This is a genomic window from Psychrobacter sp. CX97, from assembly GCF_057396285.1.
Genome location: NZ_JBXYJE010000010.1, coordinates 1 through 11,762 on the forward strand (window position 1 = coordinate 1; position 11,762 = coordinate 11,762).

Below are 11,762 nucleotides of genomic sequence, written 5' to 3' on the forward strand. Positions count from 1 at the left end.
TGAACTGACCCCCAAAAGTTGGACACAACTTATGGGGTATTTTTATGCGTTACAATCTAGATTTTAAGATCAAAGTCATAGGATACTATAAGCAAGGACATACCGGTCATGCCACAGCAAAGAAGTTTAAAGTGAATCCAAGATTTGTAAGTAAATGGGTCAAGCAATATCAAAGCGGTGGTATAAAGGCTATTAAGCCAAAGACAAGCAAAGCCAAATACAGTAGTGAGTTTAAACTTAACGTACTAACAACGATGCTTACCCAAGGCCTAAGTCAATTGGAAGTTGCTCTAAGGTATAACATCAGCTCACCAGCTTTAATCAGCCAGTGGCACAAAGCTTATCGACTACAGGGTATGTCTGGACTCATATCTAAACGTAAAGGTAGAGCGGCCATGAGCAAACCATTTATCACAGACAAACCAGATGATGAAAAGATATTAGCAGAGCTGAAACGTGAGAATGAATATCTTCGTGCGGAGAATGCCTACCTAAAAAAGCTCGATGCCTTGCTCAGGGAGAGGGAACAAGCCGAGACAAAGCAAGGCTCATCGAAGGACTAAGGGATAAATATTGCATATCAGCTTTACTTAAGATAGCTGATATGCCTAAAAGTGTCTTTTATTACCATAGGTGTCAGTTTGATGCTGAAGACAAATACGCTGATTTAAAGCAGCGTATCATCGAGCTATATTACCAACATAAAGGTCGGTATGGCTATCGTAGAATCACAGCCGCATTAAAGCAGTTAGGCATGCATCATAACCATAAGCTTATTGCCAAGCTTATGAAGCAGTTAAATCTTAATGCGAAGATCAGAAGAAAGAAGTATCGATCCTATAAAGGTCAACAGGGAAAAATAGCAAAGAACTATTTAAAGCGTCGCTTCCATGCTGGTAAACCCAATAAACGCTGGTTAACAGACATTACTGAGTTTAAGGTGGGTGACAATAAATTATATCTATCTCCGATTCTTGATTGCTATAATAATGAAATAGTCAGTTATACCTTATCTAAAAGACCAACCTATGATGTGGTAAGTAAAATGCTAGATTTTGCGCTAGATAAGACGAAAACAAGTCGTCATAAAAAGTTAATGCTTCACTCTGATCAAGGCTGGCATTATCAAATGAAGCCTTTTAGAAAGACGCTTAAAAAGCATAAGATAAGACAAAGCATGAGTAGAAAAGGCAACTGCATAGATAATGCGTTAATGGAGAGCTTCTTTGGCACACTGAAGTGTGAGACCATCTATATTGAAAAGCCTAAAACTATTGATGAACTAGAAAAGCAAATTCATGAGTACATTCATTATTACAATCATGAGCGTATTCAGCTTAAACTTAAAGGACTGAGTCCTGTGAAGTACAGAATTCAGTCCTTGAGATAGACTTAAACCGTCCAACTTTTGGGGGTCAGTTCAAAACGAGTCCTTTTTTTATGCGATTTTTTTCAAAAGAACCTCAAAGAGTAGCCTAAATATATCTTAATACACCTTTAACATGGTTATGTCTATTTAAAAACCTTCATTTGGCTCTTGATAGCGTGGCTGTAAATATGCTTATAATGAGATATTAAATTTCATTTTAAAAACCCAGATGGTAGTTGCCCTTATATACATATAGTATATATTCAGTATAAGTATTGACATGAAAATGAGCACCTTTGGATGCTTTAAAGGATTAAGAAATATGAAATATTGCCTAACTTGTTAAATTTTAGGGTTGTGGTTGTTTTAAGCTATTCCATTTGGCGTTGAGTTAAATTAAAGTATTAGTCAGATTAAGCGTTTAACAAAGGATTTGTTAAAACATAATTATCATTAGTGCCATCGCTTTTATTTACCCAGTTAACCTAAGTTTATTAGATGGTCGCTGATTAAAAAGTCATTTAACCCCAGCTATTTAACAAGCGACTTAACCTCAGTTATTAAGCAATCGTCATAAAAAACAAGGATGTGATTATGTTTAGAGATCTATTACACCAGCGCTTCCCTAATGCGGCCTCAAGAAATGCGCCGCTTACCATGAGTCATGACATTGGCCCAACCGATACACCGCTTATTGACCAAACCATTGGCGATTATTTCGACAGTGTTGCGGAAAAGTATCCCAACAAAGAAGCCATTGTCTCACGTCATCAAGGTATTCGTTGGACATATAAAGAACTGCAAGAAAAAGCCAACCAGCTTGCAAGTGCCATGATAAGAACGGGGCTTGTTAAAGGCGATCGTATCGGCATCTGGTCGCATAACAACGTTGAATGGCTACTCATGCAGTTAGCGACCGCCAAAGCCGGCATTATTTTGGTAAACATTAATCCAGCTTATCGTATTTTTGAACTTGAATACGCATTAAATAAAGTAGATTGTAAGGTTCTGGTCGTCATGCGTCATTTCAAAACCAGTGACTATGCAGAAATGCTGCAAGAGATGGCACCAGAGATTTATCGCCAAGATTATAAGTATCTTGAGCTCGTCTCTTTGCCAAATCTTAAACGTTTAATATGGATTGATGAGCCTGAAAGCACAGAAAACATTCGCTATATGCAAAAGTTTTCGGATTGGCTCAGCGAGGGCGATGCGAATGACCCTTTATTAGCAGAGCGTAGTAAACAGCTGAAACCCTCTGATCCCATTAACATTCAATTTACCAGTGGCACAACAGGCGTGCCGAAAGGGGCAACGCTTACTCATAAAAACCTACTAAATAACGCCTATCATTGCGGGCAGACGCTGTGCTTAACACCAGAAGATAAGCTGTGCCTGCCATTACCGCTTTATCACTGCTTTGCCATGGTGTTGGGTAACTTAACCATGCTCAGTCATGGTGGTACGATTGTGTATCCGAGTACCAGTTTTGAGCCTTTGGCGGTGTTGCAAGCTGTGAGCGAAGAGGGCTGTACAGTATTGCATTCTGTGCCGAGTATGTTTTTGAGTATTTTGAACCATCCTGACTTTGATCAATACGATGTGTCAACATTGCGAACGGGAATCTCAGGTGGTTCAAGCTGTCCGATGGAGCTGATGCAGCGTATCATTACTGACATGCACATGGATGAGCTGACCATTGCCTATGGTATGACGGAAACCAGTCCTAAAGCCACTCAAACATTACCGATAACCTCCCTTGAGAAGCGTATCTCTACAGTGGGTCTGGTGCAAGCTCATTTGCAGGTTAAGATTGTCGATAGTGACACCAAAGAAACACTACCTATAAATCAAGTGGGCGAAGTAATGACTAAGGGCTACGCTGTAATGCTTGGTTATTGGAACGACACTATTAAAACGTCTGAGGCTATTGTGGATGGTTGGATGCACACCGGCGATTTAGGCCAGATGGATGAAGAGGGCTATATCACTATTGTGGGTCGCAGCAAAGATATGATTATCCGTGGTGGCGAAAATATTTATCCGATTGAGGTGGAAAACTACCTTTATCGTCATCCAAAAATACTGGATGTACAAATAGTCGGTGTACCATCTGAAAAGTATGGTGAGGAGCTGGCTGCTTGGATTATTCCAAAGCGTGGCGAAACCCTAACTGAACAAGAGGTTAGAGAGTTTTGTCGTAACCATATTGCTCACTTTAAAATTCCAGCGTATATTCGATTTGTAGAAGAATACCCCATGACTGTTACGGGTAAAATACAGAAATTTAAAATCGTTGAGGCAATGAAAGAAGAGTTAAACTTATAGGCCAGATCTAATCTGGCTCAAATGCTATCCAAAATGTGGATCGATCTCCCCTCACCTAAGTGATCCTGAGTAATGACTTAAAAAAGGGGAGTTGTTCTACTTTTAGCCATTACCATGGGTTTTCAGGTTAGGTTATTGTGCAAGCATTGGCATAATAGAGGAAGATTGCTTTATGTTAAGGTAACTCTTCATATTCGCCATGGATTCTACCGGTATTAAAAGGCTGGCGGATTTTTCATAATAGAGTCAAAGGCAAAATGAAGAGTTACGGTGTTGATTAAACTAAATATACTACTCATAGCATCTGCGGTTGGTCGCTATGTACCTCATTTGCCTGTCTGCTTTACTTGCCTGTGACTATAGCTGTCAATATTGATATAAAACAGTATGGATATAAACAACGCCAAAATAAAGCCCAGCATTTTACAAAAATATTTTTACAGTTAGCCATTATGGATAAGCTATGACCTCTGCTAAGCAACCTATTATTACCTCATTGCTTGATAACGATCTATACAAATTCACGATGCTACAAGCCATGTTACATCAGTTTCCACAAACCCATAGTGTCTATCGCTTTCGTTGCCGAAATTACAAGGATACCGCTTATCCTCTTGCAGAGATTAAAGATGAACTTGACGCGCAACTCGATTGCCTATGCAGTCTGAACTTTACTGCGGAAGAGTTAGATTATTTAAGCAATTTACGTTTTATTCGTTCTGACTTTATCGATTACTTAGAGTTATTCCAGCTTAAACGTCGTCATATCAAGGTTGTTATTGACAGAAAAAATAGGCTATGTATCGATATTGAAGGCCCTATGATTCAGGCCATGTTTTTTGAGATTTTTGTATTAGCGATTGTCAACGAACTTTATTACCAAAGATTAACGACGCCAGCAGTTTTAGAAGAGGGCGAGAAGCGTCTCCAACAAAAAGTGGCAAAACTCCAGCACTATGCAGCAAAACAGGTAAGAGGTGAACCTGAATTCATCATTGCTGATTTTGGTACGCGTCGTCGTTTTAATAAAGAATGGCAAGCACATGTGGTTGAAACATTACACAAAGCCGCTCCCAATATTGTCCGGGGGACTTCTAACGTCTATCTGGCCAAAAAGTTAAAAATAACCCCTATAGGAACGATGGCGCATGAGTTTATGCAGGCATTTCAAGCTTTGGATGTGCGCTTACGAGATTCGCAAAAGGCGGCTCTTGAAGCATGGGTACACGAGTATCGAGGCGATTTGGGAATTGCCTTAACTGATGTGGTGGGGATGGATGCCTTTTTGAGGGATTTTGATTTGTATTTTGCGAAATTATTTGATGGCTTGCGTCATGATAGTGGCGACCCTTACGAGTGGGGCGATAAGGCGGTCGCTCACTATAGAAAACTTAAGATTGACCCGAAGACAAAAGTGCTAACTTTTAGCGATGGGCTTGATATTGAAAAAGCGTGGCAGTTGCATCAATATTTTAAGGACCGTATTCAAACCAGTTTTGGCATTGGCACAAATTTGACCAATGACATGGGGCTGACTCAGCTAAATATTGTTTTAAAGCTCGTGGAGTGTAATGGTCAGCCGGTGGCTAAACTATCAGATAGCCCGGGAAAAACGATGATTAATAATGACACTTATCTGGCATATTTGCGGCAAGTGTTTGATATAGATAGCCCTTAATAGTAATAGCTTTTTTGCCATTGGTATGGGGTAATTTTTACCGCACGGGTGTGTAGACATTGGCGTATAAAAGATAACGTATCCATGCTCAAAGCAAGAGCGGTTTAGCCACGATTGTAGCGGATATACTTGGTGGGGCACTGGGCTGCGCGGGCTTTGGCTAGATGGGTTTGCTTGAATAATGAAACGCTTCTAGCCTTAGCCCACGCCCCAGTGAACAACCAAGATAGTAGCGAAAAGCGTGATGAGCTACAAATTTTAAGCTTTTCAAAGTTGAGACTGGGGGATACGCCTCAGTAAATTATGAGTTACTGCTTATGCAGACAGATTTTGTCGGCCATGTGGGGTGGTAAAGTCTATCTCTGGACCACGAGGCACGATCAATGTGGGGTTGATGGTGTCATGACTACCATAGTAGTGCGATTTTATATGGGCCATATTAACGGATGCGGCCACTCCCGGCACTTGGTATAAGTCACGTAAGTAACCCCACATGTTAGGGTAGTCGACAATACGTCTAATATTACATTTGAAATGGCCTACATAGACAGGGTCAAAGCGGACAAGGGTGGTAAATAATCGCCAGTCTGCTTCTGTGATGGTATCGCCAGTGAGATAGCGGCGCGTTGCTAAGCGTTCTTCAATTTTGTCTAAAGCGGCGAATAGATCAATGACCGCTTCATCATAGGCATCTTGAGTGGTCGCGAAACCAGATTTATAAACGCCATTATTAATATTGGGGTAGATAAAGTCGTTTAGTTCGTCAATCTCATCTCTTAATGTATCGGGTAAAAAATTAACGTCTTTATTGCCACCTACTGCATCAAAAGCTGAGTTAAACATGCGAATGATTTCTGAGGATTCATTACTGACTATGGTGTTATTTTTTTTGTCCCATAAGACTGGTACTGTAACACGTCCCGTATAATCTGACTTGGCAGCTGTATATATTTCATGCATATATTTAGCGTTAAATATAGGATCCGCAATGACACCTTCACCTTCTTGAAAAGTCCAGCCGTTACTGTGCATTAAAGGATGAACCACTGAGAGCGTTATCAAGTCCTCTAAGCCTTTTAGCTTACGATAGATGAGGGTGCGATGCGCCCAAGGGCAGGCTAATGATACATACAGATGATAGCGATTAGGTTCTGCATTAAACCCAGCACTTCCTGAAGGCCCAGCACTACCATCGGAGGTTATCCAATTTCTAAATCTAGAGATATCTCTCTGGAAACGACCACCAGTTGCCTCTGTATCGTACCATTGATCGTGCCACTTACCTTCGATTAGTAAACCCATAGGTTACTCCGTAATTAGTTAGGCTAATACTGTTTATCAGTATAGTTTATCAGTATAGTTGATTTAATCTTATGCTATTAATGCCCAGTTTTTAATGGCTACTATAGAATGTCATTAGAAAGATGATAACCGTTGAATTAATCTCAGTAAACAGCAGTAATAGCAATTGAGTGTTCTATTTATAAGAACCTTGTGTTTATAAGCAGTGTTTAAAAGACATCTGCTCTTTGTCAAACCAGAATTCAATGACTTTTAACGCATCGGTTGGGGTCGGTGGGTAAGAAAAATTAATAGTAGTTATATTAACGCCCGTTATTATAGTTTGTCTCAAAAAAATACACTAAGGCGTTGACCTTCCTGAATGTACGACTTGGATTATCTACGGTCTGTTGCCTTGTAGCGAAATTATTTGAGTTCAACTCTATTTTATTTATTGAGTGGTAGTCATTTGCTTAACAATTAATATAATTCAAATGTGCTTTTCAACCCGTAGTTTGGATATGGATATTCTACAATAATATTGTTTTTGGTCTAGCTTTGTTTAGTCTGCAGGTATTAAAGCAACTGTTGTCTTTATTAATAGACATGAATAATAGATGTGAAGATAACAATGCAACTGGACAGTCTCTTAGGCATACTATTGAAGTTTGTGCTTATGTGTCGATAACATACTGGCACAGTTTTTGCTTATTTCATTATTGCAAATAGATTTACTTATCAATCTATTAATAGACACTTTGGGTGTTATTATAAAGGAAAGTTCAATATGACAATGTCAAAGAAATTGGCTGCCGAATTTTTAGGCACAATGTGGTTGGTTTTAGGTGGGTGTGGTAGCGCTGTGTTTGCTGCAAACTTTGGTGGCGAGGGCAACCCCCTAGGGATAGGGTTTGTCGGTGTTGCTTTGGCGTTTGGTCTAACGGTACTGACTGGGGCGTATGCTTTTGGTCACATTTCAGGCGGTCACTTCAACCCCGCAGTAAGCGTGGGCTTAGCTATTGGTAAGCGATTTCCTATGGCGCATCTTATGCCCTATATTATTGCTCAAGTATTGGGCGGTTTATTAGGTGCTTTCTTTATTTATATTATAGCCAGTGGCCAAGCAGGCTTTGCAATTGACCCAACAGCTGCAGGGGCTTTTGCGACCAATGGTTTTGGAGCCTTATCTCCAGGTGGTTATAGCATGATGGCGGCCTTGATAGCCGAAGTGGTTTTAACCGCTATTTTTTTAATTATCATTATGGGCTCAACCCATCATCGTGCCCCAATAGGATTTGCGCCAATTGCTATTGGCTTAGGGCTAACGTTAATTCATTTAATTAGTATTCCTATTACCAATACTTCAGTCAATCCAGCTCGTTCAACAGCTGTCGCTCTATTTGTTGGCGGTGGCGCATTATCTCAGTTGTGGATGTTTTGGGTGGCTCCAATCATTGGCGGTGCAATTGGTGGTGGCATCTACGCTTGGTTGGGTCATGAAGGCCCAGATATTGTGGGCGATGTGGTTTTAGATGAAAAAATAGGCTAAGCGCTAGCAGAATTTGAGCGGTAAGTTTATAAATAAAAGGAGACTCAAATTGAGTCTCCTTTTTTTGTCTTATTATATTTAAACTCGATATTTTTTAATAAATAACATAGAGCTCCTGTAGTATTAATAGCCCCGGTATCCACCCTGTTGTAATCGCACAAAAAACGGCATACATGCCAACTTGTTTTTGGATGTTTTTTGATAAGCTGAGCATAACAAAGTCTAAAAACCATAGCACAGCCCAAGCATACCAGTTGTAGATGTCCCAAACACTAAATTCCATGCTTATTTTAAACGTGGCGTTTAGTGCAACAGATAAAGCGGTTAAACTGACAAACAGGCAAAACCATCCTAACCCTTTTGAATCTGTATTTAAAAATTGATTAATACCCGTCCATAGATAGGTAAAAGCGAATAGGAAAGTAAAAGCACCGGTACTGATTAAATGTAAATCGTGAGCGTTTATCAGTAAAGGTTATACCTTTTCTATAAAATAACCTATCTTTGTCAAGCTCATTAAACCTACTATTTGTAGCGTTTGCACTCGCTTTCCTTGATAGGTTAATTTCTAGATTTGTTATTAGCTAAATAATACCGCGCATAATCCAACAATTGCCATGACTCGTTGAACAATTATGCTGTTTTGAATATTATTAATTAAATACTTAGCCATGACGCTACCGAAAGCGTAAAGACCCAACATGGCCACAATCATACCGATAAAGAAACCTGTAATGATACTGTTGGCAGGGACTTCAATAGCATGCGCTGCACCATGAAACATTGCTAACGCACCAAAACCAATAATAATTGTGTTATACATTGTCTTAACAGAGGTTTGCGAGTGCTCGGTTAGCGCAGGGTTAAAGTATCGGCTCATAAGCGCTATGGTTAATAATACGATCGATAACATGATACCCGCTTCGATAAATTGACTGTTTAAATTCACACTTAAGCTAAGTGCAAAACCCGCTATTAAACCAATGCTTAAGAAGGCAAATCCTTTTTTAAAGCTGTGCATTTGACTAAAAAGTATGCCCATTCCTAGCGCTAGCATCAGATGATCAAGTCCAGTTAATGAGTGTATAACTCCAGATAAAACAGAGGAAGAAAATGAGCCGTCGGATAGGAATAAACCTTGCCCAGGATGTGCAAATGCAAGTGTTGGTAGCAAAGAGAGTAACGTGAATAAACTAAATGTTGCGGGTTTAGTCGCTGTATTTGAAAGGTTAATTAACTTTGCGTTATTTACTATCATGATAAATTCCTTAATTAATGAAGTAAGTCGGTTTTCTTACTACTACATATTCACACTTAAATTAAATATTCACACTTAAATAGTCACACTTTCATTAATATCATTGTTTACTTATGCCGCACCTTATGCTGTGCCGATCATGCCCTTATCTTTGATAAAAGCCACAATCTCATCCAAGCCTTCTCCCGTTTTCATATTGCTAAATACGACAGGTTTTTTACCACGCATTTTTTTGGCATCACGTGCCATGACCTCAAGAGATGCCCCAACTAAAGGGGCCAAATCTGTCTTATTAATAATAAGTAGGTCAGATTTCATAATGCCTGGACCACCTTTGCGCGGTATCTTGTCGCCTGCCGAGACATCAATGACGTACAAAGTTAGATCTGATAATTCAGGGCTAAACGTTGCTGCTAGGTTGTCTCCACCAGATTCAATGATGATTAACTCTAGTTCAGGAAACTGACTTTGTAATTCTGCAATTGCCGATAGGTTAATGGAGGCATCTTCACGAATGGCAGTATGAGGGCAGCCACCTGTTTCAACACCGCGAATACGTTCCGCCGGCATGGCATTATTTCGAGTTAAAAACTCGGAATCTTCTTTGGTGTAAATGTCATTGGTAACGACCGCCATATTGATCTCATCGCGTAGGCACTGGCATAATCTTAACGTTAAAGCGGTTTTGCCAGAGCCAACGGGACCACCGATACCTAAACGAAGTGGAGATAATGTGGTAGTGTTATTAGTATTTTGAGTTTTGGGCGTAAGCGCCATAGAATGCTTCCTTAATTTTTAATGGGCTATTATAAAAATAATTTTATAAGTCATAATACTGGTTTACTTATATTACGAACGGAATAAACGGCTGTATTGTCGTTCATGTTGACAAGACAGCTTGGCTAAATTGGGCAAGTTAGCCGACATATTTAGTGGTTGATATAACAAATTAAGAGGGGGTGCTGTTGGGTTGAAGTCAATCCTATCAGAGTCTTTATTTTGCTCGTAAAAGGCTGTTTGATGGGTTTGAAAATGTTGATAATCGAGATAAACGTGACGGACTTCAGAACTTATTTTTTGAGTAAAATGCTCCAGCTTTTGCTGCAACTGCCAAATAATACGTTGTCCTGCCATTTGACCCAGTGGCACAGTTTTTACCGCAGCCAATACCATATTCTCGATTTGACCAAAAGCATAAGTGATCATCGCTTGCTCGGGTTTAATCTGCCAATGCGCACTGATGTTCGCAAACAGTGGCAGAAATCCATGAGTGACTAGCTCTTCAGGAACATTTAGATCTAATACCTCATCCAGCCACGCAGATAGTGAAATGGCAAGTTGGCTAGACTCATAGACAAACTCTTTGCTTTCACGGCTGGCATGATAGTCAGCACCCAAGGCCTTGGCTAAGTCCTCATTGTCGTCAGTTAGCGCGTTTACCATCAAAGCCAATAGCGGAAGCTCATAACCCACTAATGCAAGCTCTAGGTAGTCTTGCATGAATTGTAGGGTACTGTCTTCATCATGAATAAGGCCTGATTCTATGGCAGGCTCTATACCTTGCGAATAGGTATAACTACCAATAGGCAGGTTACTTGAAGCCAGCATCAGCAACCGACCTGTAACATCTTTATCTAGAGCATCTTCGTCTGCGCTTAAGGGTAGGGTTTCTACTTTTGCATCAGTCATGTGAATGCTCTTTCTCGTGACTGTGCGTAGAAGCATGATCATGTGAATGACTGCTGTGCGAATGACCATGTCCACCTTTGTAAGCCCCTGTTTCTGGTTCAAAGAGAGCCTGTACTTGCTCTGTATGTAAGCCAATATTTTGTAGCATTGACTCAAGGACATGGTCAGGCTCAAAGTAGAGTGCGGTTGGAGTAATCATAAGCGGCACATGACGGTTACCTAAGTGATAGGCTCCCTTCATTAAATTAAACCCATCGTCAGCGGTTACGCAGACCAACGTTTGCTTAGCAGCTTTTACTTGAATAAGCTCTCCAGCAGCAGTAGACAGCACGCAACCGTCTTTTAACGTCTCAGTACGTGGCAAGTCAATAGCCACTGATTCATTTAATACAGTATTGGCTTTAAAACGGCTACGCTGGCGGGTATCAAAGTCCAAATATAGATAGTGATTGTTCTGCTTCTGCTCTTCAATTAATGAGCGTTGCTCAGGGGTTAAATCGGTATCATCAAGGCGTTGCGAATAAATTTTCATAGTCAATAGAGTCTATTTGATAGGATAAGGTCTCATATAAAAGTGCTTCAAAATACAAAGCGCTCTAGGTTGATTTGG

11 protein-coding genes are annotated in these 11,762 nt (G+C 40.1%); 5 read left to right on the plus strand and 6 right to left on the minus strand.

Features of this window, described 5'->3' with window-relative positions:
- The first annotated feature begins 44 nt into the window (after nt 1–44).
- The 4 genes from AC2SLL_RS08965 (at nt 45) to pncB (ending at nt 5,375) form a co-directional block, all read left to right on the plus strand.
- A complete protein-coding gene (locus AC2SLL_RS08965; protein ID WP_486530417.1) occupies nt 45–563 on the plus strand; it encodes a helix-turn-helix domain-containing protein in 519 nt (172 codons plus the stop codon).
- Nucleotides 551–1,390 carry an IS3 family transposase gene (locus AC2SLL_RS08970; RefSeq protein ID WP_486530951.1) on the plus strand — a complete coding sequence of 280 codons (840 nt, stop codon included), beginning with the start codon at nt 551–553 and terminating at the stop codon, nt 1,388–1,390. The genes AC2SLL_RS08965 and AC2SLL_RS08970 overlap by 13 nt, the downstream gene beginning before the upstream one ends.
- Nucleotides 1,391–1,963: 573 nt before the next feature.
- Nucleotides 1,964–3,697, plus strand: a complete 1,734-nt coding sequence (locus AC2SLL_RS08975; RefSeq protein ID WP_486531350.1) for an AMP-binding protein — start codon at nt 1,964–1,966, stop codon at nt 3,695–3,697.
- A gap of 463 nt (nt 3,698–4,160) precedes the next feature.
- The gene (gene pncB, locus AC2SLL_RS08980) at nt 4,161–5,375 is read left to right on the plus strand and encodes a nicotinate phosphoribosyltransferase (protein WP_486531351.1); all 1,215 of its coding nucleotides are present in this window, start codon (nt 4,161–4,163) and stop codon (nt 5,373–5,375) included.
- 315 nt (nt 5,376–5,690) lie between these two features.
- Here pncB and AC2SLL_RS08985 read toward each other — a convergent pair whose 3' ends face one another.
- Nucleotides 5,691–6,677, minus strand: a complete 987-nt coding sequence (locus tag AC2SLL_RS08985) for a glutathione S-transferase family protein (protein WP_486531352.1) — start codon at nt 6,675–6,677, stop codon at nt 5,691–5,693.
- Between the two features lie 766 nt (nt 6,678–7,443).
- On the opposite strand from AC2SLL_RS08985, the gene aqpZ reads away from it, so the two are divergent.
- The gene (gene aqpZ / locus AC2SLL_RS08990) at nt 7,444–8,205 is read left to right on the plus strand and encodes an aquaporin Z (RefSeq protein WP_486531353.1); all 762 of its coding nucleotides are present in this window, start codon (nt 7,444–7,446) and stop codon (nt 8,203–8,205) included.
- A gap of 94 nt (nt 8,206–8,299) precedes the next feature.
- On the opposite strand, the gene AC2SLL_RS08995 is transcribed toward aqpZ, so the two are convergent.
- The 5 genes from AC2SLL_RS08995 to ureE all read right to left on the minus strand — a co-directional run bounded on the left by AC2SLL_RS08995 (nt 8,300) and on the right by ureE (nt 11,684).
- Entirely contained in the window at nt 8,300–8,674 is a 375-nt protein-coding gene (locus tag AC2SLL_RS08995) for an AmiS/UreI family transporter (protein WP_486531442.1), read from the minus strand.
- 111 nt (nt 8,675–8,785) lie between these two features.
- Entirely contained in the window at nt 8,786–9,463 is a 678-nt protein-coding gene (locus tag AC2SLL_RS09000; RefSeq protein ID WP_486531354.1) for a HupE/UreJ family protein, read from the minus strand.
- Between the two features lie 123 nt (nt 9,464–9,586).
- The gene (gene ureG / locus AC2SLL_RS09005) at nt 9,587–10,240 is read right to left on the minus strand and encodes an urease accessory protein UreG (protein ID WP_486531355.1); all 654 of its coding nucleotides are present in this window, start codon (nt 10,238–10,240) and stop codon (nt 9,587–9,589) included.
- Nucleotides 10,241–10,312: 72 nt separating this feature from the next.
- Complete coding sequence (locus AC2SLL_RS09010) at nt 10,313–11,152, minus strand: urease accessory protein UreF (RefSeq protein WP_486531356.1); 840 nt, start codon at nt 11,150–11,152, stop codon at nt 10,313–10,315.
- The gene (gene ureE, locus AC2SLL_RS09015; RefSeq protein ID WP_486531357.1) at nt 11,145–11,684 is read right to left on the minus strand and encodes an urease accessory protein UreE; all 540 of its coding nucleotides are present in this window, start codon (nt 11,682–11,684) and stop codon (nt 11,145–11,147) included. The genes AC2SLL_RS09010 and ureE overlap by 8 nt, the downstream gene beginning before the upstream one ends.
- Nucleotides 11,685–11,762: the final 78 nt, after the last annotated feature.

What these genes read in the sequence shown, in the direction of transcription:
- AC2SLL_RS08965 (WP_486530417.1), top strand. Translation starts at nt 45, where the DNA reads ATGCGTTACAATCTAGATTTTAAGATCAAAGTCATAGGATACTATAAG.
- AC2SLL_RS08985 (WP_486531352.1), bottom strand. Translation starts at nt 6,677, where the DNA reads ATGGGTTTACTAATCGAAGGTAAGTGGCACGATCAATGGTACGATACA.
- AC2SLL_RS09000 (WP_486531354.1), bottom strand. Translation starts at nt 9,463, where the DNA reads ATGATAGTAAATAACGCAAAGTTAATTAACCTTTCAAATACAGCGACT.
- ureE (WP_486531357.1), bottom strand. Translation starts at nt 11,684, where the DNA reads ATGAAAATTTATTCGCAACGCCTTGATGATACCGATTTAACCCCTGAG.
- ureG (WP_486531355.1), bottom strand. Translation starts at nt 10,240, where the DNA reads ATGGCGCTTACGCCCAAAACTCAAAATACTAATAACACTACCACATTA.
- aqpZ (WP_486531353.1), top strand. Translation starts at nt 7,444, where the DNA reads ATGACAATGTCAAAGAAATTGGCTGCCGAATTTTTAGGCACAATGTGG.
- AC2SLL_RS09010 (WP_486531356.1), bottom strand. Translation starts at nt 11,152, where the DNA reads ATGACTGATGCAAAAGTAGAAACCCTACCCTTAAGCGCAGACGAAGAT.
- AC2SLL_RS08975 (WP_486531350.1), top strand. Translation starts at nt 1,964, where the DNA reads ATGTTTAGAGATCTATTACACCAGCGCTTCCCTAATGCGGCCTCAAGA.
- pncB (WP_486531351.1), top strand. Translation starts at nt 4,161, where the DNA reads ATGACCTCTGCTAAGCAACCTATTATTACCTCATTGCTTGATAACGAT.